Annotated in this window: 23 protein-coding genes; 6 read left to right on the plus strand and 17 right to left on the minus strand. The window is 69.3% G+C overall.

Annotated features, from left to right (window positions below; translation table 11 throughout):
• Window positions 1–138 precede the first annotated feature (138 nt).
• From ACTHL4_RS09935 to ACTHL4_RS09945, 3 genes are read right to left on the minus strand one after another with little or no spacing between them, the layout of a single operon-like run.
• Window positions 139–2,148: a hypothetical protein gene (locus ACTHL4_RS09935; protein WP_440282598.1), complete on the minus strand. Its 2,010-nt coding sequence runs from the start codon at window positions 2,146–2,148 to the stop codon at window positions 139–141.
• A gap of 19 nt (window positions 2,149–2,167) precedes the next feature.
• The gene (locus tag ACTHL4_RS09940) at window positions 2,168–3,307 is read right to left on the minus strand and encodes a WD40/YVTN/BNR-like repeat-containing protein (RefSeq protein WP_440282599.1); all 1,140 of its coding nucleotides are present in this window, start codon (window positions 3,305–3,307) and stop codon (window positions 2,168–2,170) included.
• A gap of 50 nt (window positions 3,308–3,357) precedes the next feature.
• On the minus strand, window positions 3,358–4,782 hold the full coding sequence (locus tag ACTHL4_RS09945) for a sigma 54-interacting transcriptional regulator (protein WP_440282600.1): 1,425 nt from the start codon (window positions 4,780–4,782) through the stop codon (window positions 3,358–3,360).
• 117 nt (window positions 4,783–4,899) lie between these two features.
• Here ACTHL4_RS09945 and ACTHL4_RS09950 point away from each other — a divergent pair, with 117 nt between their 5' ends.
• Window positions 4,900–5,694 carry a deoxyribonuclease IV gene (locus ACTHL4_RS09950; protein WP_440282601.1) on the plus strand — a complete coding sequence of 265 codons (795 nt, stop codon included), beginning with the start codon at window positions 4,900–4,902 and terminating at the stop codon, window positions 5,692–5,694.
• A gap of 38 nt (window positions 5,695–5,732) precedes the next feature.
• On the opposite strand, the gene ACTHL4_RS09955 is transcribed toward ACTHL4_RS09950, so the two are convergent.
• The 3 genes from ACTHL4_RS09955 to ACTHL4_RS09965 are packed head-to-tail and all read right to left on the minus strand — an operon-like array spanning window position 5,733 to window position 7,650.
• The gene (locus tag ACTHL4_RS09955) at window positions 5,733–6,488 is read right to left on the minus strand and encodes a VOC family protein (RefSeq protein ID WP_440282602.1); all 756 of its coding nucleotides are present in this window, start codon (window positions 6,486–6,488) and stop codon (window positions 5,733–5,735) included.
• Window positions 6,485–6,958 (minus strand): globin domain-containing protein, encoded by a 474-nt coding sequence (locus ACTHL4_RS09960; protein WP_440282603.1) that lies wholly within the window; start codon window positions 6,956–6,958, stop codon window positions 6,485–6,487. Before ACTHL4_RS09960 ends, ACTHL4_RS09955 begins: the two co-directional genes overlap by 4 nt.
• A 35-nt stretch (window positions 6,959–6,993) precedes the next feature.
• The gene (locus ACTHL4_RS09965) at window positions 6,994–7,650 is read right to left on the minus strand and encodes a TetR/AcrR family transcriptional regulator (RefSeq protein WP_440282604.1); all 657 of its coding nucleotides are present in this window, start codon (window positions 7,648–7,650) and stop codon (window positions 6,994–6,996) included.
• Between the two features lie 83 nt (window positions 7,651–7,733).
• Here ACTHL4_RS09965 and ACTHL4_RS09970 point away from each other — a divergent pair, with 83 nt between their 5' ends.
• From ACTHL4_RS09970 to ACTHL4_RS09980, 3 genes are read left to right on the plus strand one after another with little or no spacing between them, the layout of a single operon-like run.
• Window positions 7,734–8,693 (plus strand): alpha/beta fold hydrolase, encoded by a 960-nt coding sequence (locus tag ACTHL4_RS09970; RefSeq protein WP_440282605.1) that lies wholly within the window; start codon window positions 7,734–7,736, stop codon window positions 8,691–8,693.
• 41 nt (window positions 8,694–8,734) lie between these two features.
• Window positions 8,735–9,271 carry a GNAT family N-acetyltransferase gene (locus tag ACTHL4_RS09975; protein WP_440282606.1) on the plus strand — a complete coding sequence of 179 codons (537 nt, stop codon included), beginning with the start codon at window positions 8,735–8,737 and terminating at the stop codon, window positions 9,269–9,271.
• Between the two features lie 11 nt (window positions 9,272–9,282).
• A complete protein-coding gene (locus ACTHL4_RS09980; protein ID WP_440282607.1) occupies window positions 9,283–10,233 on the plus strand; it encodes an LLM class F420-dependent oxidoreductase in 951 nt (316 codons plus the stop codon).
• A gap of 85 nt (window positions 10,234–10,318) precedes the next feature.
• On the opposite strand, the gene pdxS is transcribed toward ACTHL4_RS09980, so the two are convergent.
• From pdxS to ACTHL4_RS10010, 6 genes are all read right to left on the minus strand, one after another.
• Window positions 10,319–11,218, minus strand: a complete 900-nt coding sequence (pdxS, locus tag ACTHL4_RS09985; protein WP_440282608.1) for a pyridoxal 5'-phosphate synthase lyase subunit PdxS — start codon at window positions 11,216–11,218, stop codon at window positions 10,319–10,321.
• 124 nt (window positions 11,219–11,342) lie between these two features.
• Window positions 11,343–11,918: a hypothetical protein gene (locus tag ACTHL4_RS09990; RefSeq protein ID WP_440282609.1), complete on the minus strand. Its 576-nt coding sequence runs from the start codon at window positions 11,916–11,918 to the stop codon at window positions 11,343–11,345.
• Window positions 11,918–13,081: a glycosyltransferase family 4 protein gene (locus tag ACTHL4_RS09995; RefSeq protein ID WP_440282610.1), complete on the minus strand. Its 1,164-nt coding sequence runs from the start codon at window positions 13,079–13,081 to the stop codon at window positions 11,918–11,920. The genes ACTHL4_RS09990 and ACTHL4_RS09995 overlap by 1 nt, the downstream gene beginning before the upstream one ends.
• A gap of 8 nt (window positions 13,082–13,089) precedes the next feature.
• Window positions 13,090–14,004 carry a phosphatidylinositol mannoside acyltransferase gene (locus ACTHL4_RS10000; RefSeq protein WP_440282611.1) on the minus strand — a complete coding sequence of 305 codons (915 nt, stop codon included), beginning with the start codon at window positions 14,002–14,004 and terminating at the stop codon, window positions 13,090–13,092.
• Window positions 14,001–14,636: a phosphatidylinositol phosphate synthase gene (gene pgsA / locus ACTHL4_RS10005; RefSeq protein WP_440282612.1), complete on the minus strand. Its 636-nt coding sequence runs from the start codon at window positions 14,634–14,636 to the stop codon at window positions 14,001–14,003. The genes ACTHL4_RS10000 and pgsA overlap by 4 nt, the downstream gene beginning before the upstream one ends.
• A 29-nt stretch (window positions 14,637–14,665) precedes the next feature.
• Window positions 14,666–15,211, minus strand: a complete 546-nt coding sequence (locus tag ACTHL4_RS10010) for an HIT family protein (protein ID WP_440282613.1) — start codon at window positions 15,209–15,211, stop codon at window positions 14,666–14,668.
• A gap of 92 nt (window positions 15,212–15,303) precedes the next feature.
• Here ACTHL4_RS10010 and ACTHL4_RS10015 point away from each other — a divergent pair, with 92 nt between their 5' ends.
• Window positions 15,304–15,765 (plus strand): nitroreductase family deazaflavin-dependent oxidoreductase, encoded by a 462-nt coding sequence (locus tag ACTHL4_RS10015; protein ID WP_440282614.1) that lies wholly within the window; start codon window positions 15,304–15,306, stop codon window positions 15,763–15,765.
• Window positions 15,766–15,777: 12 nt separating this feature from the next.
• Here the strand turns inward: ACTHL4_RS10015 and ACTHL4_RS10020 are convergent, their stop codons facing one another.
• The 5 genes from ACTHL4_RS10020 to ACTHL4_RS10040 form a co-directional block, all read right to left on the minus strand.
• On the minus strand, window positions 15,778–16,266 hold the full coding sequence (locus ACTHL4_RS10020) for a GNAT family N-acetyltransferase (protein ID WP_440282615.1): 489 nt from the start codon (window positions 16,264–16,266) through the stop codon (window positions 15,778–15,780).
• A 208-nt stretch (window positions 16,267–16,474) separates the two neighbouring features.
• Window positions 16,475–17,368, minus strand: a complete 894-nt coding sequence (locus tag ACTHL4_RS10025) for a transglutaminase-like domain-containing protein (protein ID WP_440282616.1) — start codon at window positions 17,366–17,368, stop codon at window positions 16,475–16,477.
• Between the two features lie 16 nt (window positions 17,369–17,384).
• Window positions 17,385–18,206 carry a MerR family transcriptional regulator gene (locus ACTHL4_RS10030; protein WP_440282617.1) on the minus strand — a complete coding sequence of 274 codons (822 nt, stop codon included), beginning with the start codon at window positions 18,204–18,206 and terminating at the stop codon, window positions 17,385–17,387.
• 135 nt (window positions 18,207–18,341) lie between these two features.
• On the minus strand, window positions 18,342–20,324 hold the full coding sequence (thrS, locus tag ACTHL4_RS10035) for a threonine--tRNA ligase (RefSeq protein ID WP_440282618.1): 1,983 nt from the start codon (window positions 20,322–20,324) through the stop codon (window positions 18,342–18,344).
• A 96-nt stretch (window positions 20,325–20,420) separates the two neighbouring features.
• Complete coding sequence (locus tag ACTHL4_RS10040; RefSeq protein WP_440282619.1) at window positions 20,421–21,464, minus strand: serine/threonine-protein kinase; 1,044 nt, start codon at window positions 21,462–21,464, stop codon at window positions 20,421–20,423.
• A 326-nt stretch (window positions 21,465–21,790) separates the two neighbouring features.
• Here ACTHL4_RS10040 and ACTHL4_RS10045 point away from each other — a divergent pair, with 326 nt between their 5' ends.
• Window positions 21,791–22,981: a cytochrome P450 gene (locus tag ACTHL4_RS10045; RefSeq protein WP_440282620.1), complete on the plus strand. Its 1,191-nt coding sequence runs from the start codon at window positions 21,791–21,793 to the stop codon at window positions 22,979–22,981.
• Window positions 22,982–23,010: the final 29 nt, after the last annotated feature.

A 23,010-nucleotide genomic window follows, 5' to 3' on the forward strand; every position in this document is an offset into this window, starting at 1 on the left:
ATCGAGCGCTGGCCGATCGGCCGGCCTATGCAATAGACACCCGCCGATATGAGCGCGTCAATGCATCGAATGAAGGCTGATGAGAACCTGATTCGCAGCCCGGAGGCAGCGGTGTGCCGGCTGGGCGCGGCCGGCGAATCAGCCGACCCAGCCGCCGCGCAGACCCCAGTCGCCGAAGGCGCCGTACGTGGGCCGACCGCCGCGTCCGCCCAGGTAGCCGCCGACCACCGCTGCACCCAGCTCGTCGAGTTCGGGTGCGACGACCCGGCCGTCGGCGCGTCGGGCGAGTTGGTCGACGAACTGGGCGAGGCCGGGGTCCTCGCCGAGCCGGAAGATCGTCGTCTGCGCGCCGAGCCGCACCGCGGTGTCGAGCTCGCGCACGCTGTAGGCGATCGTCAGCGGGTGCGGCGGATAGCTGAACCACGCCTCGCCGTCCGGTTCGAGGTGCGCCGTCGGCTCGCCGTCGGTGACGATGAGCAGGACCGGCTGGGCGTTCGGGTGTCGCCGGAAGTGGTGGGTGGCCAGCATCCGTGCGTGATGCTGGGTGGTGCGCGGGTCCCATTCGGCCGACAGCGCGGTGAGGGTGTCGATGTCCATCGACCGGGCATGCCGCCCGAAACCGATGAGCTGCAACGAATCACCGCGGAAGCGGGTCTGGATCAGGTGGTGCAGGGCGAGTGCGGTGCGCTTCATCGGCACCCAGCGCCCGTCCATGGCCATCGAGAAGGACGTGTCGACCAGCAGGGCGACCGCGGCCTGGGTCCGGGCCTCGGTCTCCTGCACCTCCACGTCGGCGATGGTCAGCATTCGGGTGTCGTCGCCACCGGCCCTGCGCAACGCGGCATTGGTCAGCGTCCGGGTCACGTCCCAGGGCTCGGTGTCACCGAACTGCCACTCCCGGGCGGCGCCGGTCGGCTCCCCCGCCATACCCGCTCGGCGCGCGTCCCGTGAGCCGGACCGGCCGCTGAGCCGGGTCGCCACGTCCTTGAGCAGGGTGCGGCCGAGTTCACGCATCGCGCGTGGCGACAGCTTCAGCTCGCCGGTGGAATCCTTTGTCAGATAACCGCGTTCGCGCCACGCGTGCTCCAGTGCGGCAAGGGTGCGGGCGTCGGCCGCCGCCGCGTCGCCCAGCTGCCTGGCGAGCGCGTCCAGATCCAGGTCGTCCAGCTGAGCGCCGGCATACTGCTGCGACAACTGCTCGGACAGATCGTCCAACTGCGCCAGATCCTGTATGACGCCGGTGCCGTCGCCGAGGCCCATCCCCTGCTCGCCGCCGAACTGCTCCGAACCGGACCAGTCCTCCCCCGGCCGCAGCGCCTGCAGGTTGCCGTCCAGGTGCGCCAGCTGCTGCATCAGCTCCGGCGAACCGAACGCCTGCTGCGACAGCTCCATGAGCTCTTGGCGTTGCTCGGGCGTCATCGAGTTGAGCATCCGCTGAGCGGCGGCGGCGCGCTGCGCGAGGGAGTCGAGCAGCTCGTCGATGTTCTGCGGGTTCTCCGGGAAGAAGTCACCGTGCTTCGCCATGAAGTCGGCGAACTGCTGATCGCTGTCGTCGCCGCGGGCGTGGGCCTCGAGCAGGTCGTTCAGGTCGCGCAGCATGTCGCTGATCTGCTGCCGGTCCTGATCGGTCGCCCCCTCCAGTGCCTGCTTCATCCCGGCGAACCGCTGGTCGAGCATCTCCCGGCCGAGCAGATCCTTGATCTGGTCGTACTTCTCGCGAGCTTCGCTGCTGCGCCAGGGATAGTCGGCGAGTTCGTTGACGGCGGCAGCAGTAGAGGGTGGGAGGTTCTCGATGCGCATCTCCGCGAACCGCGCGTCGTCGTCCAGGTCGCGCGCCAGCTGCTTGCGCTCGGCGAGCACCGCGTCGTCCAGCAGCTGCTTGATCTCGGCGAACGTGCCGTCCAGGTTGTGCTTGGCCAGCAACTCGCGGCGCTTCTCCGCGACCTGCCGGGCCAGATCGTCCAGCCCACGCTGCTGCCGCCCGCCGCGCCGCAGGAACTCCCGCATCGCGTGCTCGGGGCTGTAGCCGGCCATGACGTCCTCGCCGATCGCGTCGAGCGCCTCGGCCAGATCGACCGGTGGCGCCAGCGGGTCGGGCCCGCCGGCATACCGGCCATAGCGTGAGCGGTGAGTGTGCTTACGTGTCAACGAGATACGCCTCCATGCGCTATTCCTGGCCGTGGGTGTGCCGCGGGGTCATCAGTTTCGCGACGGCTCCGTCCGGGCCGGACGCCCAGCACGCGCCGTCGGTGGCGCAGTGGATCCCGTCGTAGTCGGTGCCGTCGAACGTCGTCCACGTGCGCCCACCGTCGCGACTCACGTCGCTGCCGGTCGGACCCACCGCGATCACCACATTGCCGCGGCCCGGCACGTAGGCCACGCCGGAGCGGTAGCCGCCCAGCGCAGTGCGGCTTGCCTTCCACGGCGACGTGCCGTGCTGGGTCGCAGCGGCGTCAGTGCCATCGGTCGGCGCGGTGTAGTCACCGCCGACCGCGACGCCTGTGCCGTGGTGCTTGAACGCGATGCTGTAGATGCCAGCTGCGTCCCCCGCGCGCACGGGCGTCGTCTCCGCGGTCCAGCTGGTGCCTGCGTTGGTCGTGTGGAAGACCCGCGGGGACTGTCCGCCGGTCGCGAACCAGAACTCGCCCGGTCGGGCACCGCGCGTGTCCTGTGCCGAGACCAGGCAGGTGCCGGATGCGGCGAAACCGAACTCGTTCGCGAAGGCCGGAGGCATTCCCTGGGTGGGCAGCACCTTCCACGACTTCCCGCCGTCCGTCGTGCGCGCGATCCGGAAGTAGCCGTCCACCGGGTCGCTCATCGCCAGGCCGATCCCTCGTGAGCTGAACGCCATACAGTCGTAGAACGCGGCGGGATCGGTGTTGGTGAAGACCTGCTGCCAGGTCTGTCCGCCGTCGTCCGTGCGGAAGATCCGCGAGTCGCCGCCTTCCCCGATCGACAGCGCTTCGGCATGCCGGCTGTCCCACGCCTCGATGTCGCGCAGTGCCAGTCCGTCCGCCTTCGCGACGGCCGGCGACACGTCTGTCCAGCTGTGTCCGCCGTCGGTCGTGCGCAGGACGCTGCCCTGCTCGCCGCTGACCCACGCAACGCGTGCGTTGACGGCGGCCAGGCCACGGAACTGCTCCTGCACGCCGGTCGGACGTGGCGACCACGAGTAATTCTGGTGGTGCGCGGGATAGTGCGCCGATGCAGCGGACGCGGTCGGGGCGGCGAGTGCGGCGGTGGCGCACGCCGCGGTCAGGACCCCGGCAAGGCGCAGGGAGCGTTTCGATGCAGTGTGGGTGAACATCCTTCAGACGCTAGTCCTGCGCGGTCGCCGGAAGGGGGTTGCGCGCGTCGTCATCCCTGCTCGCTCTCGCCGTAGACGGCGTTGCCCTCGTCGTCGGAGTCCTTGCTCACCTGCTTGGCCAGGTAGAGCCCCTCGAGGGCGAGTTCGACGGCCCCGGCGCGTGCGCCGGGCGTCGTGGCGTCGAGTCGCTCGGCGATCCGGTCGTAGAGGTCGGACTCCCCCAGCACCGGGAGCCCGCCGAGCACTTCTGCGGCGCTGACCTGTTCGCCGGTGGTGACGCGTGCGCCGTGCTCCAGGGCTCGCACCAGGAGTCCGAGGTCGATGCCGCGAAGCCGGCTACGGGCGGTCTCGGCGGTCGCGGTGCGCAGCAGGTGCTCGAGGATCGCCTCCTCCCGGCCCTCGTGCCCGGACTCGAACTCCACCTTGCCGGCCAGCACGTCGACGGCGGTCTCCAGGTCGATGACGCGCGCGACCGCCTCGCGCTCGCCTTGGACGGTCGCCCGGTGCAGTGCCGCCGCAGCCACCGTCTCGGCCGCCGCGATCGCGAATCGCGCTGACACACCTGAGCGTTGGTCAACCGCGCTCGACTCCCGCAGTGCGCGGGTGAATCGCGCCAGGATCTCGATCAGGTATGCCGGAACCCCCGCCACCAGATGCGCCTCCTGCTCGATGACGGCGATCTCGCCCTCGACCTCGAGCGGGTAGTGGGTGCGGACTTGGGCGCCGAAGCGGTCCTTCAGCGGGGTGATGATGCGGCCGCGGTTGGTGTAGTCCTCCGGGTTGGCGCTGGCGACCACCAGCACGTCCAGCGGCAGTCGCAGCGTGTAGCCGCGCACCTGGATGTCGCGTTCCTCCATGACGTTGAGCATGGCGACCTGGATGCGCTCGGCCAGGTCGGGCAGTTCGTTGATGGCCACGATGCCACGGTGGGCGCGCGGGATGAGACCGAAGTGGATCGTCTCCGGGTCGCCCAGGCTGCGGCCCTCGGCCACCTTCATCGGATCGATGTCGCCCACCAGGTCGCCGACGGAGGTGTCCGGGGTGGCGAGCTTCTCGGCATACCGCTCATCTCGGTGCCGCCAGGCGATCGGCAGGTCGTCGCCGAGCTCGGTCGCACGCCGCCGGGATGCGGGCGTGATGGGTTCGTACGGGTGCTCGCCCAACTCGGAGCCGGCTATCACCGGGGTCCACTCGTCCAGCAGGCCGACCAGGGTGCGCAGCACGCGGGTCTTGCCCTGTCCGCGCTCGCCGAGCAGCACGATGTCGTGCCCCGCGAGCAGCGCACGTTCCAGCTGCGGCAGCACGGTGAATTCGAAGCCCTGGATGCCGGGCCACGGGTCTTCGCCGGCTGCGAGCTTCGCCAGCAGGTTGTCACGCAGCTCCTCCCGGATGCCGCGCTGCCGGTGCCCGGAGGCGCGCAGTGCGCCGACGGTCGTGATGGTGGGTGCAGGTGTCGCAGTGGTCGAATCCGTCACGACGTCAACGCTACGCCTCCCCGCGGCGAAAACGGAGGGGGTATCCGGATCTGCTGCTCGGGCGGCCGCTCGACCGGCCCGGGCGCGATGTCCGACCAGCTTCGTAGGCTGGTCGGTATGACGATCTCCATCGGCGCACACGTGGACCAGCAGGACCCGATCGCGGAGGCCGCCGCACGCGGCACCGACGTCGTGCAGTTCTTCCTCGGCGATCCGCAGAGCTACAAGGGTCCGGTGATCGCGTATGACGGTGGCGCGACGAAGCTGCGCGCCGACGCGGAGGCTGCCGGCGTCACGGTCTTCGTGCACGCGCCGTACATCATCAACGTCGCCACGTTGAACAACCGGATCCGCATTCCGAGCCGCAAACTGCTGCAGCAGCACATGGATGCGGCAGCCGAGATCGGCGCGGCCGGGCTCATCGTGCACGGCGGGCACGTCAACGCCTCGGACGACCCGGCGAAGGGTTTCGACAACTGGCGCAAAGCGATCGAGGCCACCGACTGCAAGATCCCGCTGCTCATCGAGAACACCGCGGGCGGCGACAACGCGATGGCTCGTCACCTGGACCGGATCGCCGCGGTGTGGGAAGCCATCACGCACGCCGACGGCCACGAGCAGGTCGGCTTCTGCCTGGATACCTGTCACGCCTGGGCGGGCGGCATCGCGCTTGCCGAAGCGGCCGAACGCATCCATGAGATCACCGGCCGGATCGACCTGGTCCACGGCAACGACAGTCGTGACGCCTTCGACTCCGGGGCCGACCGGCACGCCAATTTCGGTGCGGGACAGATAGATCCGGACGAATTGGCTTCCGTCGTGCGTGCTGCGGACGCACCGGTGATCTGTGAAACTCCCGGTGGCGCCGACGAGCACAAGGCCGACATCGCCTGGCTGCGCGAACGCCTCTGAGCCCATGCTGGTCGAGTAGGCCGAGGCCTTATCGCGACTCAATCGGCGTGGCTGACCATGTTGACCACGGTGCCATCGGGCGCCTGCACGAAGAAGCGACGCACGCCCCACTCCTCGCGCGTCAGCGGGTGCACGATCCGGTAGCCGCGACGCTGTGCCTCGGCATACGCGGCGTCGACATCGGCGACATGCACCGAGACCGCCGAGTCGACCGGTGCGGTGGCATCCCGGGTCACCAACTGCACGCACGCGCCGGACTGCGGCGCACTGCGATGCGCGACCCACCCGAGGTTGAAGCCTTCGTCGGTGAGGCCGAGAAACTCACCCCAGAAACCGTCGATGCGGTCCAGGTCGGGCACCGGCAGATTGGCGGTCAGGGCCCGGGCGAGAGCCGGTCCGGTCGGACGCTCCGGATCGTCGTTCTGTTGGTTGAACATCCAGCGGTGACCGAAAGGATCGTGCAGCACCGCAATACGACCGTGCGGCGTGTCAGCAGGCTCCCGATCGATCTGCGCACCGACGGCCTTCGCCTGCCGGACAACGACGTCCACGGCGGTCGTCTCGACGTGCAGGGAGACGGAATTACGTCGCGCGGGATCCGGCGCCACGACACCGGCACCCTCGAACTCGTCGGACAGCATGAATCGGCTGTCCTTACCAATGGTGAGCTCGACATGGCCGATCCGCCCGTCATCCATGACGATCGGCTCGACGGAGACACGCGCGCCGAATGCGCTGCGGTACCAGTCGATCGCCGCCCGCGCGTCCGCAACCGTGAGGTATGGCGTGATCACTGCGTCTCCGATCCATAGGTGACGCGTGCATCCCAGCTCCAGTGCGGCATCGGCAGGTCGGTCGGCACGTCATCCGCAGACCGGTTGTAACTGTTCATCGGGTGCCAGGTCGCCCAGCTCCAGTAGTCCAGAACTGCCTGGTACGTTTCGAGACTCGCGTCGATGCCGGCGTCCCGCAATGCAGCCGCGAAGCACTCGACGGCGCGCTCGTTCATCTCGTCGTGCTCACCGTCGCCGCTGTGCATGCGGACGACGTCGGCATGCTCGCCATACGTCTCGGTGTAGCGCGCGGGTCCGCCGAGCGCCTCACCCAGGTATGCCGCCAGCCGCTCGACATGGTCCGGTTTCGCGCCGCCATGGAAGGCGTGCGCCACAACCGGGTCGGCCATCGCACGCCGGTGCCAGGCAGCGGCGATGCGCGTCATACCGTCCGCACCACCGGCGGCCTCGAAGATCGACGTCTGCGGCATGAGTGCTCCTTGGTGCCGATGTTTACGCGTACACGCTACTGTTCGGCGCCATACACGATCAAGACCAGCGCGCCGCGTATGCCGAAGTTCGCTCGCTGCTCGGCCAGCGCCGGACCGCACTCCGCCAGCGCCGCCAAGCCGTTGTCCGCGGCATCGCGACGCACACTCTCCTGCACGGTCGGTCGCCGAAGCCCCTGTTCGGCCTCGGCGCTGCGCGCGTCGAGTTGCGCGGCACCGAGGATCAAACGCCACGCTGTCGAGTACCGATGTGCCGCCTGCTCCGGCGAGCAGCCGGCTGCCAACAGCGAACCCAACACGTCGTCCGTGGCGGTCGCGGCCGACGGGGCCATCAGGTCGCCACGGGTCAGCGCGTCCAGCACCCACGGCCGCCGGACAAGCTCTCCGTGCAGCAGCAGCAGCACTTCCAGAGCACGTTCGGCGCCCGGTGTAGGCAGCTCCGGCCAGGTGACCTGCGCGAACTCCTCGTCCAGGAGTGCGACCAACAATTCGTCGCGGCCTGCGTAATGCCGATAGATCGCCATCGGCGTCACACCCAGCCGAGCGCCCAGGGTCCGCATGCTGAGCGCGGGCGCGCCCTCCCCGCGGACGAGGTCACCCGCCACCTCGAGGATTCGACCTCGGGTGAGGGCCGGACTTCGTGCCGCAGCCGTCTTCTCGTCGTCCCGCCCCACGGGCCCGAGCGTATGACAACGAAGCAGACACGAAGTTACCGATTCGTACCCCGGAGCGTCCGCACATGATTGACTCCCCGTTCATGAGTGGTTCCCGCCGAGTCCGATTCGTCGATGTCCACGGCCACCGCCGGGCATTCGTCAAGGTCGGCTCCGGCCCTGCCCTCCTGCTGCTGCACGGAGTCGCCTGCGACCACTCCACCTGGAACCGCGTGATCGCTCCACTGGCGAAGGACTACACGGTCATCGCGCCCGATCTGCTCGGCCACGGACAGTCCGCCAAACCGCGCGCCGACTACACGCTCGGCGGTTACGCCAACGGGATGCGAGACCTGCTGTCGATCCTAAAGATCGAGCGGGCCACGGTCGTCGGGCACAGCTTCGGCGGTGGGGTCGCCATGCAGTTCGCCTACCAGTTCCCCGAGCTGACCGAGCGCCTCGTCCTCGTCGCCCCCGGTGGCCTGGGACCGGACGTGAGTCCGATCATCCGAATGGCGACCGTGCCCGGGTTCGAGCAGCTGATGGGTGCGTTGACGCTGCCGGGCGTGCGCCACGCCGGCCTCGCCGGACTGCGTCTCGCGCACGCGGTCCACCTGCCCGGCACCCAGGACATCGAGGAGTTCGCATCGATCTACGACTCGTTCCGCGACCGGCAGGCGCGGGCCGCCGTGCACCACGTCCTGCGCGCGGTGGTCGACCGGAAGGGCCAGATCGTGACGATGACGGATCGGGCCTACCTCACCGAGTCGATGCCGCTCGCGGTGATCTGGGGAGCCGATGACGCCATCATCCCCTCCGCCCAGGCCCGCAACGTGGACGCGCTCGCCCCCGGGGCGCGCATTGAAATCATCGAGGACAGCGGCCACTTCCCGCACCGGGATCACCCGGATGACTTCGTGCGATTCGTCCGCGACTTCATGGCGTCGACACCTGCGTCGACCTACGACAAGACGCGGTTGCGGCAGTTGCTGCGCAACGGCCCGGGGAAACGTGTACGCCGCGCTCGCGCCGGCCAACGCCCGGTCGCTCCCCTCGCGGGTTGACCCGCTGCGGGTGCTCCGCGGCGTCCGGCTACGGTGCGGATGTGGATCTCGTCATACGGCAACGGCAGGACGACGACCTGTCCGGTCTCGCCGAACTGCTGGGACGACAGCAAGCCCAGACGCGCTACCCGTTCGTCTGGCCGTTCCCCAGGCCGATCGGGGAGTTCTTGAAGAGGCCCACGGAGCTTCGTGCGTGGGTCGCCGAGCTCGACGGCGAGCTCGTCGGGCATGTGGCGCTCGAGAGCGTCCGTGACGATCCGATCGGTCGCTCGTGGGCGCAGGCACACAACGTCACAGTGGACGAACTGCGATGCGTGTCAGTGTTCTTCGCCGACATCAGCCGATCCGGCCAAGGCATCGGGTCACGTCTGCTGGCGACCGCCACCGACGCCGCGCTGGCCGAGGGATATCCGGTGCTCGACGTCGTCGCCGCGCACCGGATCCCGATCGAGCTGTACCTCAGCCGCGGCTGGCGCATCATTGAAACGACCCAGGCGCCGTGGCATCCCGGCACCGACCTACCGATCCACCTGATGATCCTGCCGCGTGAGGACCGATCCGGTCACAACCAGGAGTAGCGTCGATCGGTATGACGAAACTGGGCTACCAGATCCCCAACTTCACCTACCCCGACGTCTCCCCCGGCCAGCTGTTCCCGACCGTGGTCCAGCAGGCCGAAGAGGCCGACGCCAGTGGCTTCGACACCGTGCTGGTGATGGACCACTTCTACCAACTCCCCGGGCTCGGCGAGCCCGACGAACCGATGCTCGAGTGCTATGTCCTGCTGGCGGCACTCGCCCAGCACACCGAGCGTGTCCGGCTGTCGGCGCTGGTCACCGGCAACACCTACCGCAACCCCACCCTGCTCGCCAAGGAGATCACCGCACTCGACGTCGTCTCCGGCGGCCGCGCCCAGCTCGGCATCGGCGCCGGCTGGTACGAACTCGAACATGACTCTCTCGGCTACGAATTCGATACATTCACGGATAGGTTCGAGCGGCTCGAGGAGTCGCTGCAGATCATCCTGCCGATGCTTCGTGGCGAGCGGCCGACGCTGGACGGCAAGCGCTACCGGGTGAAGGACGCGGTCAACTCCCCCGCTCCCCTCAGCCGCGTGCCGGTGATGATCGGTGGCGGCGGCGTGCGCAAGACCCTGCGGATGGCCGCCCAGTATGCCGACGAGTCCAACATCATCTGTGCCCGCGAGGAGATTCCCACCAAGCTCAAGGCGCTGGACGAGCACTGCGAACGGCTGGGCAGGGACCGATCTGAGGTCACCGTCAGCTACCAGACGACGGCGTGCATTGCGCCGACACACGAGGAAGCGCAACGTGACCTCGACGCCTATCTCGAACGCAACCCCGCTGCTCGAGAGCGCGCCGGTTCGGCGATCGTGGGGTCGCCGGACGAGGTGGCTGCGGCATACACCGAGGTCCTGGCGACCGGCATCGACGGAGTGACCGTGAATGCCCCTGCCAATGGGCACATCCCGGGCCGGGTGCAGTTGCTTGGCGAGGCGTTGGCGCCGCTGATCAAGTAGCCACCGAGAGGCAGCGCAACGCATTGAGGGGCATACCTTGTCGGTATGCCCCTCAATGCGTGAGTGTGCCTCTCGGCAAGTCAGGTCACCAACCGCGCTCGGCGAGCCGGTGCGGCTCGGGGATCTCCTCGACGTTGATCCCGACCATCGCCTCGCCCAAGCCACGCGAGATCTTCGCGATCACGTCGGGGTCGTCGTAGAAGGTGGTCGCCTTCACGATCGCCTCGGCGCGCTTGGCCGGGTCGCCGGACTTGAAGATGCCGGAGCCGACGAAGACGCCCTCGGCGCCCAACTGCATCATCATCGCGGCGTCGGCCGGGGTGGCGATACCACCGGCGGTGAAGAGCACGACCGGGAGCTTGCCGGCCGCCGCGACCTCCTTGACCAGCTCGTATGGCGCCTGCAATTCCTTTGCGGCGACATACAACTCGTCTTCCGGCAGGTTCTGCAGGCGGCGGATCTCCTGGCGGATCTGCCGCATGTGCGTCGTGGCGTTGGAGACGTCACCGGTGCCGGCCTCACCCTTGGAGCGGATCATCGCCGCGCCCTCGGTGATGCGGCGCAGCGCCTCGCCCAGGTTGGTCGCACCGCAGACGAAGGGGACGGTGAACTCCCACTTGTCGATGTGGTGGGCGTAGTCGGCCGGGGTGAGCACCTCGGACTCGTCGACGTAGTCGACACCGAGGCTCTGCAGCACCTGCGCCTCGACGAAGTGACCGATCCGGGCCTTGGCCATCACCGGGATGGAGACGGCCTCGATGATGCCGTCGATCATGTCCGGATCACTCATCCGGGAGACGCCGCCCTGCGCGCGGATGTCGGCGGGCACCCGCTCCAGCGCCATGACCGCGACCGCGCCGGCGTCCTCGGCGATCTTCGCCTGCTCCGGGGTGACGACATCCATGATGACGCCGCCCTTGAGCATCTCCGCCATACCGCGCTTGACCCGCGCGGTCCCGGTCCGGGTCTCGGCCTGTGCAGTCACTTCTGGGTCTCCTCGTCGCGGGGTGGATGTTTCGCCCAGCGTACCGCCGGATTCGGCAGCTTCATGCCATACAAGTCGCCATGGCAGGTTCAGGCCACGGCGACTACCGGCCAGCGATGGTGCGTCAGATGCCGTCGGGCAGTCGATCGTCGAACTCCACCGGCGACGGCAAGGGGGTGTGCCCGGCCAGCCCGAGATAGCGCACCTGCGGCCGGCGTCGCAGGCGGCATACGTCCCGGACGGCCTCGTTGTGGAAGCGCCGCGCGATTTCCACGCGCTGTCCTGCCGAGCGCAGTCGTTCGACGACTTCCGGCCAGCCGGCGTTCTCGTCGCGCAGCTCGGCGATCACGTCGGCGGTCAGCGTGGCGCGCAGCACCTCGGTCAGCATGGTCTCGGTGCCGGCGCGCTGTGCCCCGATCCCGTCGGCGCGCACCTTGTCGTGCAGTGCGACCACGTCGGCCGCGTCCAGGGATGCGCTGGCCGCATCGGCCAGCAGTGCGGCGCTGGCCGGATCGAGCACCCCCGAGCCGGCGACCTCGCGCACCACTTCGGCACGCCGCACCAGCTGCGCGTCCAGCGAGGACACCGACCCTTCGACCTTGGTGTGCAGCCGGTCGAGCCGGGCCGCGGTGTAGGACAGGTACCAGGCGACCAGCGCACCGATAGCGACCACCAGCGCGATCCACGCCAGGATCCGCATCAGTCACGCCCCCGCAGCACTCGTTTGGCACGCCCGGTGGACGCCGCTCGCACACCGCCGGGCCGCGCCGCACGACAGGTCTCGTAGACATCCATCAGGTCCGCCGACACTCTCGGCCAGTCGAAGTCGCGCGCCCGCAGCGCGCCGCCTGCCGACAACGCGGCACGCTCGCCCGGGTCACCGAGCAGCCGCACCACGGTCCCGGCCAGGGCGTCCGGGTCGCCGGTGCGGAACATGGCACCGGCGGCGCCGTCGGCCAGCACATCGGTGAAGGACGGCAGGTCACTGGCGACCACGGGAGCTCCCGCGCTCATCGCCTCCACCAGGATGATGCCGAAGCTCTCCGCACCGGTGTTGGGCGCGACATACGCATCGACCGACCGCAGCAGCGAGGCCTTGTCCGGCTCGCTGACCATGCCGAGGAACTCGGTGGCCGCTCGCACCCTGGTCGTCGTATGGCGCAGCGCCTCTCCGGGGTCACCCGGACCGGCGACCAGCAGCCGTAGGCCGGGACGCGCATCCAGCAGCCGCGGCATCGCCTCGAGCAGCACCGACAGACCCTTGCGCGGCTCCTCGAGCCGGCCCAAGAAGGCGATCGTGGGACGGTCGTCACTCCCCCGCCAGCGCGGCACGAGCGGGGCGCCGGCGAACCGATCGACATACACCCCGTTGGGGATGATCAGCGCGTCGGCGGCGCCCTCGTGCCGGTGGATGGTCCGCAGCGCCTCCGGCGACACTGCGATGCGGCCGCTCAACTTCTCCAGCTGAGCCTCCAGCAACGGCATCAGGGTCAGCAGCACCCGCGAGCGCATCGTGCTGGAGTGGAACGTGCCCACCACCGCGCCGTCGGCGGCCATCATCGCCAGCATGGAGACGCTCGGGGCGAAGGGTTCGTGGACGTGCAGCACGTCGAAGCCGCCGCGGTCGATCCAGCGGCCGACCCGTGCTGCGGTGACCGGGCCGAAGAGCAACCGGGCGACCGACCCGTTGTAGGGCACCGGCACGGCTCGGCCCGCCGGGTCCACGTAGTCGGGCAGGTCGGCGTCCTCGTCGGCGGGGGCGAGCACCCGCACGTCGTGCCCCTGGGACAACAGGTGCTCGGCCAGGTCGCGCACGTGGAACTGCACGCCCCCGGGCACGTTGAACGCGTAGGGGCTGACCATGCCGATCCTCATCGCGGGTCCCGCGGGGTGACGAAGGCCTTCTGCATCATGTGCCAATCCTGGGTCCGCGCCCTGATCGTCTCCCCGAGGTCGTCGACGCACTGTTGCGTCATCGCGCGCACCCGCTCGGCATCCGAGCCGTCGGCAGGCACCGTCACCCGGGCGCCGAAGCGGGCGACCACCCGGTGCGCCGACCGCCCCTGGATCGGCTCATAGGTGATCGCCAGCGGGAAGAGCGCGGCACCGGTCTCCAGCGCCAGCCGGGCCGGCCCGGCGGCCGCCCGGGTGCGGTGTCCGCACAGAGTGACCTCGACGCCACTGCGGGTGAGATCGCGGTCGGCCAGCAACGGCACGAATCCACCACGGGCGACGGCCTGCCGCAGCTGCGGGTAGGCGTTGTCGCCACCGGTCAGCGGCAGGATCCGCATGCCGAGGGACTCCCGGAAGTCGACGAACGCGTCGAAGACGGACGCCGGCTCGAGCCGTTCGGCGACCGTGGTCACCGGCGCGAAGTGGTGGGTCGCCCAGGCGCCGCAGTGGTCCCAGTTGCCCAGGTGCCCGAGGAAGAGGATCAGCGGCTCGCCGCGCTCGACGATGGCCCGGGCCGCGGCGTCGTGTCCGGTCAGCCGGATCCGCGCGTCGAGTGTCGCGGGGGTCTCCCGCGGGAGCCGGAAGGCGTCGCACCAATAACGCAGGTAGGACGCAACGCCTTGCGCCACCAGCGCATCCAGCCGGGCCTGGTCCAATTCCGGGCGGACCAGCGCGTAGTTGTCGCGCATGCGCTGCACCGAGCGACCGTTGCGCCGGTGCATGGTCCGGGCGACGCGGTCGAAGGCGCCGTAGGCGGCGCGCTCGGGTAGGCGCTGGACCAGCCGCCAGGCGGCGCGATAGGCCACGCCCTCCGCGCGGTCCCGCAGGGTCACTTCGGCAGTTCCCCGGCTCCGCCCAGCGCCTGGCTGCGCACGGTCAGCATCCGCTGCAGCACGGTGACCAGGCTGGCGATCGCCAGCAGCGCCAGGACCACTCCGAGCACCGCCGTGGGCAGGTGCAGCCACGGGATCCCGACCAGTCCGGTGGTGACCAGCACTGCGACCAAGCGTTCGGAGCGTTCGGCGATGCCGACGTTGGCCGTCATACCCAGGCCCTCGGCGCGGGCCTTGGAGTAGGAGACGACCATGCCGAGGATGAGGCAGGCGAGGGCGAGACCGGCCATGACGAGGTTGTCGCCGTCACCGGCATACCAGAGCACCAGGGCGCCGAAGATGGCTGCGTCACCGACGCGGTCCAGTGTCGAGTCGAGGTAGGCGCCCCACACGCTGGAGCGGCCCGACATCCTGGCCATGTTGCCGTCGAGGGTGTCGGAGAAGATGAACAGGGTGATCACGACCGTGCCCCAGAAGAAGCTGCCGCGGGGGTAAAAGGCGAGCGCGCCGAAGCACACGCCCAGCGTGCCGACGATGGTGACGACGTCGGGAGAGATGCCCAGCCGCAGCAGCAGTTTCGCCAGTGGCGTGAAGAATGTGGTGATCGCCGCCCGGGCGTAACGGTTGAGCATGGTGCCGTCAGGTTACCGGTCGGTCGGGCTCAGTCCCTTGGCCAGGCGTCGGCGAGCCGCGACCTGGTGTCCGCCAGCAGTGCGGGCAGCGCCTTGGTCTGTCCGACGATGGGCAGGAAGTTGGAGTCGCCCGCCCAGCGCGGCACGACGTGCTGATGCAGGTGGGCGGCGACGCCGGCCCCGGCGACCTCGCCCTGGTTCATGCCCAGGTTGAACCCGTGCGGCGCCGACGCCGCGGTGAGTGCGCGGATCGCCTGGCGGGTGAGCGCGGTGAACTCGGTCGTCTCCTCGTCGGTCAGATCGAGGTAGGACGGGATGTGCCGGTTCGGACAGATCAGCAGGTGGCCGGGGTTGTAGGGACACAGGTTGAGGATGACGAAACAGGTCCGGCCGCGGTGCACGATGAGCGCCCGCTCGTCGCTTCGGCCCTGCGCGGCGCAGAACGGACACGCGCCGTCGTCGTCATGGTCCGGCTTGGCGGCCTCGATGTAGGCCATCCGGTGCGGGGTCCACAGCCGTTCGAACCCGTCCGGGACGCGTGCGAAGTCGGCTTCGGGCTCGATCTCCTGCGGCATACCGCGATGGTATGTCGTGGCCGTGGAACAACCGCCGTCCCGTCTCGGTTGACGAGCGAGGAGGACTTCCCGAGATGCACTGAGGAGACGACATGCCGTTGCAGGGCGAATACGCCGACGAGAAGACCGGATGGGTCAAGGACCAACTGGCGAAGATCGACGAGACCGGCACCACCGCCTCGGTGGACGTCAACGGGATGTCGGTCGTCGTCTACACGATCCGCGGTGCCAAGACCGGCAAGCTGCGCCGCGTCCCGCTGATGCGGGTCGAGCACGACGGCGTGTATGCCGCCGTGGCGTCCAAGGGCGGCGCTCCCGAGCACCCCGCCTGGTTCCACAACATCAAGGCCAACCCTGAAGTAGAGGTTCAGGACGGCGCGGTGAAACACGACGGCATCGCGCGCGAGATCAGCGGCGCGGAGCGCGAGCAGTGGTGGGAGCGCGCGGTGGCTGCCTTCCCGCCGTATGCCGAGTACCAGGCCAACACCGACCGACTGATCCCGGTGTTCGTCGTCGAACCGACCTCCCCGTCGGACGAGCGTCGTCCCGAGTAGCCCGCGCGGCACTCAGGACGTGGGCAAGCGGTCGGTGAGTACGTACTGCATCAGCGTGTCCTGCGGACCGCCGAACCCGGCCCGCCGGTAGAAGCCGCGCGCCTGGTCGGTCGCGTTCAGCTGCAGCCGGTAGAGCTGCTTGCGACGCGCCCAGTCCAGCACCTCCTGCATCATCCGCTCGCCCAGGCCGTGGCCGCGCAGTGCCGGGACGACGTAGAAGGAACTGAGGTGCAGCCAGCCACCGGTCGGTCGGCGCAGACTGGGCAGGCTGGTGGCCAGGATGCCGATCACGAAGCCGACCGGGTCACCATCGGCCCGCCTGGCCAGCCAGGCCGGGCGTGTCTCCCCCTGCGCCAGCCACGCCTCGGCGAACTCGTCGATGAACCCGTCCCGGCGGGGCGATCCACCCTCCAGATCCCACCGCAGCGTCATCGCCGCCAGCACGAAGGCGTCCTCGGGCGCGGCTCGCTCGATGCGCACGCCGTCCAGTTCGTCGGTCACAGGGCGAGTGTCCCATGGGCGGTCAGACGTCGATACGTTCGTCGCGAAACGTATTGATCCGTATCGCGTCTGACGGCCACGCCCTGTCACCGCCTCCGAGCACCGAGAGGTCACCGGATGTCGTGAGGATTCGGCTTGACGGCATCCGTCGACCTCTCGAGACTGGCGTATCAACCCGGCAGGTGTACGTGTCGACGCGCCGGCTGGGTCAGCGGAGCGAGTCCAGGACCACGTCTTCGCCCGGCAGGCTCACCCGGAGCACATGATCACCCGGGTGCAGGCGATCGTCGGCGCGGTACCACTCCAGCAGGCGTCGCTCGGCGCCGCGGTCACCGGTGTCCGCTGCCACTAGCAGCGCCGCCACGTCGTCGACGAGGTCGGCGTCCTGGCCATCCGAGCCGGGGCCGGCCATCGTCCCCCAGTTGTCCCACAGCAAGAGCTCGTCGCCGAAGCGGTGTGCCACCTCCAGCACGACATAGTTGCGGACGAACCACGCACCGCGCGCCACCGGTATCGACGGATCCACCCCGTATGTCTCGACGTCGATCGTGCCGGCACGATGGGCTCGCCATACCTCTGCGGCGGTGTGGAATCCGTTGCCCGCCGGAATGTCCCGTGGATCCGGCAGCAGCGGTGTCGGCGCTGCCAGTTCCGGGTCGAACCGGACCCAGCGGCCGCTCAGCCACACCTCGGGCACGACGTGGTCGTGGTGCCAGCCGTCGACGAAGTAGTCGGCGAAGCCGATCCGCGAGCGCGCGGGTATGCCGTGCTGGCGCAGGATCGCGATGCTCAGCAGCGTGTGGTCGCGACAACATCCCTGCACACGGGACCGCGGCTCACGCGGCGCGGCGAGGTCGGTACCGTGCCGGTCGTCGTCCGACCGGAGGGTGCGATCGATCCACCGCGCGTGAATGTCGCCGATGGTGTCCGCCGGGAGTTCGTACTCGGACGCGCGGTAGTGCTCGATCACGTTGCGCACCACGGCGCAGAGCCGGTCGAAGTCCGTGGGAACTGCCTCGAGCCGGCCGGCGAAGCGCCCGGGGTCGCTGTATGGCGTGTGGGTCGCGTAATCGATCGTGCCGGTGGGAGCAAGTGTTGTCATGCGCAGTTCCGTTCTCTCAGTGATTCGTGGCGATCGGCTGGACGATGTCCGCGACGTGCTGCGCCCCGGGGCTGCCGTCCCAGTCACTGACGTAGCGTTCGCGGGGTGCGCCGATCGGTTGCAGCCCGTGCGCGGCACGCGCTACCGCGGCATACGCCTGCAGGATCTGGGGATAGCCGCACAGTGCGGCGCCGATCTCGGTGTAGAGCTGATCGCCGCCGGGTTCGACCCGGATCATCACGTCTGCGGTCGGTGGCACCGACCCTTCGAAAGGCACGCAGATCTCGATCGGCCCGTCACTGTCCGGGCTGACCACGCCGTGGTAGATCACCCAGAACTCGACGGTTCGGCTCGCATCGTGAGCCTTCAGGTGCTCGCAGATGAGTTGTTCCGCCTCGACGAACGTCGCCACCAGTCCGGGCTGCAGCACCCGGCGAGTCACGGATGCGACCGTGCGCTCGGACGCCGTGCGACGTCGGACGTCGAGCTCGACGGCCGCGGTTGCACCGGACTCGAACTCGGCGCGCAGGTGATCGACGACGTTCCGCTGTTCGCGATGCAGCTGCTCGTGGCCACGCCACCATTGATCGAGGACTTGTGCCGCACGGATCCGGTCCGGCGCATCGACGACCGCCTCGACGATCGACAACGGGGCACCGGCACGACGCAGCAGGGTGATGCGCTGCGCGCGAGCCAATTGTTCCGCGCCGTAGTAGCGATAGCCGTTGCGCTCGTCGATCCGCTGCGGCAGCAACAGGCCCGAGTCGGCATACAGCCGAAGGGCTTTGGGACTCAGCCCGGTCGCTCGGGAGAAGTCTCCGGCGGTCAGTTCCTGCATGCCCATGAGTCTGAACCCTGCCCTTGGGGCGAGGTCAAGAACGTGGTGCAGCCCCCGGGGCCTCGAGTGTCCGTGGGGGCTGCACTGTGTTCAACCGGCGGTGCGCTCAGGAAGTTCCCAGCTCACCGGGTCCGCTCAGACCTGCCGCTTGTCCCGGATCGCCGACTCGATCTCGGCGATGGCGTCGGCGACCGGCACGCCGTTGCGCTGCGAGCCGTCGCGGAAGCGGAACGACACGGCGGCGGCCGAGCGGTCCTCCTCGCCGGCGATCAGCACGAACGGCACCTTGGACTTGCTGGCGTTGCGGATCTTCTTCGGGAAGCGGTCGTCGGAGTCGTCCAGCTCGACGCGAACGCCCTTGGCGCGCAGTTGATCCAGCACATCCTGCAGGTATGGCGCGAACTCCTCGGCCACCGGCACTCCGAGCACCTGCACCGGTGACAGCCATGGAGGGAAGGCGCCCGCGTAGTGCTCCACCAGCACCCCGAGGAAACGCTCGATCGACCCGAACTTCGCCGAGTGGATCATCACCGGCTCCTGGCGCGTGCCGTCGGCAGCCTGGTACTCCAGCCCGAAGCGGTGCGGCTGGTTGAAGTCGTACTGGATGGTGGACATCTGCCAGGTGCGGCCGATGGCGTCGCGGGCCTGCACCGAGATCTTCGGGCCGTAGAACGCCGCACCGCCCGGGTCCGGGACCAGCTCCAGGCCCGACTCCGTGGCGACCTGCTCCAGGATCGCGGTGGCGGTCTCCCACTGCTCGTCGGTGCCGATGAACTTGTCCTTCTTGTCACCCTCGGTGTCGCGGGTCGACAGCTCCAGGTAGAAGTCCTCCAGGCCGAAGTCGCGCAGCAGCGACAGCACGAAGTTCAGCAGGTGCCGGATCTCGTCGGGTGCCTGCTGCGCGGTCACATAGGAATGCGAGTCGTCCTGCGTCATACCGCGCACCCGGGTGAGTCCGTGCACGACACCGGACTTCTCGTAGCGGTAGACCGAGCCGAATTCGAACAAACGCAAAGGCAGTTCGCGGTAGGAACGTCCGCGCGAGGAGAAGATCAGGTTGTGCATCGGGCAGTTCATCGCCTTCAGGCGGTACTGCGCGCCCTCCAGCTCCATGCCCGGGAACATCGTGTCCGCGTAGTAGGGCAGGTGGCCGCTGGTGTGGAAGAGCCCGTCCTTGGAGATGTGCGGCGTGCCGACGTACTGGAAGCCCTCCTCCAGGTGCCGGGCGCGCACGTAGTCCTCCATCTCGCGCTTGATGACGCCGCCCTTCGGGTGGAAGACCGGCAGCCCGGACCCGAGCTCCTCGGGGAAGCTGAACAGGTCCAGCTCGGCACCCAGCTTGCGGTGGTCGCGCTTCTCCGCCTCGGCGAGCCGGTCCAGGTAGGCCTTCAGCTCGGCCTTGGTCGGCCACGCGGTGCCGTAGATGCGCTGCAGCTGCGGGTTCTTCTCCGAGCCGCGCCAGTAGGCCGCGGCCGACCGCATGATCTTGTAGGCGTTGCCGATTAGCTTGGTCGACGGCAGGTGCGGCCCGCGGCACAGGTCGCCCCAGGCCACGGTGCCGTCCCGGCGCACGTTGTCGTAGATCGTCAGGCCGCCCTCGCCGACTTCGGCGTCGGCGCCCTCGGCCGCGTCACCGGCCTTCGATTTGAGCCCGATGAGCTCGAGTTTGTAGGGCTCCGAGGCGAGTTCGGCGCGCGCGTCGTCGTCGCTGATCTCGCGGCGCTGGAACGTCTGGCCCTCGTTGATGATCTTCTGCATCGCCTTCTCGAGGGCCTTGAGGTCCTCGGGCGTGAACGGGGTGTCGACGTCGAAGTCGTAGTAGAACCCGTCGGTGATCGGCGGCCCGATGCCGAGCTTGGCGTCCGGGTAGATCTGCTGCACCGCCTGCGCGAGCACGTGCGCGGTCGAGTGGCGCAGCACGTTGAGGCCGTCGGGCGAGTCGATCGGGACCGGCTCGACGAGCGCGCCCGCCGGGATCTGCCGGAACAGGTCCTGCAGTTCGCCGTCGACGGTCATCGCCACGATCGTGCGGTCGTCGCCGAAGAGTTCGGTGCCCGTCGTGGCCTGCTCGACCCGTCGGCCGGTGGCGGCGGTGGGGGCGGCTGGGCCTGCTGACACGGGTGTTCTCCTTCGGTATGGCGGGTGTATGGCGAGCGCCGGCTCGCCATACAGCTGGAGCGCCCGGCGACGCGGTGACAGATTACTCGGCGCCGCTCAGCGGGTGGCGATCGCGTACGCCACCACGGCGACGCAGATCAGCGCCATCAGCGCCGCGACGACCCACAGTGTGCGCGTCGCGCCATGCCCCGGCCCCGGCGTCCTGGTGGCGCCGTGGCTCTGCGGCGGTCGGTCCGCGGCGCGGGGAGCGGCAGCGGCGGGCGCGGCGTGGCGCGGCGCCGCGGGTGTGACCGGCCGGCGTGGTTGCGACATCGCGGCGCGTGCGGCGTCCATCAGTTCCGGCGCACTGGCCGGCCGCTGCGCCGGGTCCTTCGCCATACCGGAGCGCACCACGCGGTCCAGCGCTTCCGGCAGATCGCTGCGATGCTGCCGCAGCGACGGCGGCGGGGCGTTCAGATGCGCGGAGATCAGCTGCACCTGCTCCCCCGCCACGAACGGCTTGCTGCCGGTCAGCGCCTGGTAGAGCACGCACGCGAGGGAATAGACGTCGCTGCGGGCGTCCGAGCGCGGTGGTGACTGCAGGCGCTCCGGCGCCATGTATGACGCACTGCCCACGATCTGCCCCGTCGCGGTCAGGTCCTGCTGGGTGACGCTGGCGGCGATGCCGAAGTCGACCAGGTAGGCGAAGCCCTTGGGGTCGACCAGGATGTTGGACGGCTTGACGTCCCGGTGCACCAGGCCGGCCCGGTGCGCCGAGTCCAGCGCGGCGCCGATCTGGCTGAGCAGGTCGAGGCTGCGGGACACCTCCAGCAGCCCCCGGTCCAGCAGCTGGGCCAGGTTGCGGCCCTCGACCAGCCGCATGTCGAGGTAGAGCCGGCCGTCGATCTCGCCATACCCGTGGATCGGTATGACGTGCGGGTCGGTGAGCCGGGCGACGATCGCCGCCTCGCGCTGGAAGCGCGCGCGATATTCGTCGTCGGTGGCGGTCGAGGGGTGCATCACCTTCAACGCGACGTCGCGGCCCAGCCGGGTGTCGGTGGCGCGGGCGACCTGGCCCATGCCGCCGGTGCCGATGACCTCGTGCAGCTCGTAGTGCCCGAAGTGTGCGCTCGCGGGGGCGCGCCGGTCGTCACCGGTCATGACGACCCGCCTCGTCGCGGAACAGCTGGAAGCAACACGGCCGACAGATTAACGGCAGTGGACCGACGGCTCGACACGGCGTGAGCGTGCCGGGCCGCGAACGGACCCCCTGTCGGTTACGGTTGATGCTGCTGCCCGCTCGGCTCCGCTACGGTGCCGAGGCCGCGCGACACCGCGGCGACCCGGCACAGGGGACACGCAGCATCCACCGTATTTCCAGGAGACGAACCACAGTGAACGCGACGACATCGATCCGTCGGTGGGTCGCCCAGCGACTGCTGTCAACTGCCGCAGCAGGTCGTTCCTCGGGGCTGGCAGGACTTCCGGTGCTTCCCAAGAAGCTCACCATGCCGTTGCGGCGCAACGGCATGGATCCCGTCCCCGAGCTCGGGCTGATGCGCGAGCAAGGCCCGGTGCAACGCATGCGCCGGGTGTTCGGCATCAACGTCTGGCTGGTCACCGGCTACGACGAGGCCAAGGCCGTCCTGGCCGACACCAAGAGCTACAGCACCGACATCCGTCCGATGCTGGGCATGGGCAGCGACGTCACGATCGGCGGGCTGGGCTTCACCGACCCGCCCGAACACACCCGGCTGCGCAAGATCCTCACGCCGGAGTTCACCCTGCGCCGGCTGGCGCGGCTGCAACCGGTCATCGATCGCGTGGTCAGCGAACGCCTGGACGCCATGGAGGCCGCCGGTCCGGTGGTCGATCTGGTCGAGGAGTTCGCGTTCCCGATCCCGTTCCTGGTCATCTGCGAGCTGCTGGGGCTGCCGGTGGAGGACCGTGAGCACTTCCGCAAGCTGGGCCATGCCCGCTTCGACATCACCGAGGGTGGCGCCGGCGCATTTGGGGCGATGTCGGAGTCACGCGCCTTCCTGCAGGATGCGGTGAACCGGCAGCGGCTCCAGCCCGGCGACGGGCTGATCGGGCAGATCATCCGCGAACTCGGCGACGACGTCAGCGACGACGACCTCGGTGGCCTGGCCGACGGGGTCTTCACCGGCGGTTACGAGACCAGCGCCAGCATGCTGTCGCTGGGCACCCTCGCGTTGCTGCGCGAACCGGCGAGCTACGCGCTGGCCGGCCGGCCCGAGCACGTCGACAGCGTGGTGGCTGAGTTGCTGCGTTATCTGTCGGTCGTGCAGATCACCTTCCCGCGGTTCGCCAAGGACGACATGGAGTTGTTCGGCAAGCCGATCAAGAAGGGTGACGTCGTCATCGTGTCGCTCTCCGGCGCCAACCGGGACGGTGCGCTGGGGGCCGACACCGACACGATCAACCCGCACCTGGACCGCCCGACCCACCTGGGCTTCGGTCACGGATTCCATCGCTGCGTCGGCGCCGAACTGGCACGGATGGAGTTGCGGTCGGCGTTCCTCGGCCTGGTGGGCCGCTTCCCGCAGCTGGAGCTGGCCGTGCCGCCGGAGCAGCTCACCTTCCGTGACCTGTCCATCGTGTATGGCGTGGACTCGCTGCCGGTCCGGCTGCACAGCGCCCCCGGCCGCGTGGCATGACGACGACCCCGCAGCACTCCGACACGTCG

This window comes from Flexivirga sp., from assembly GCF_051955415.1.
GTDB lineage: Bacteria > Actinomycetota > Actinomycetes > Actinomycetales > Dermatophilaceae > Flexivirga.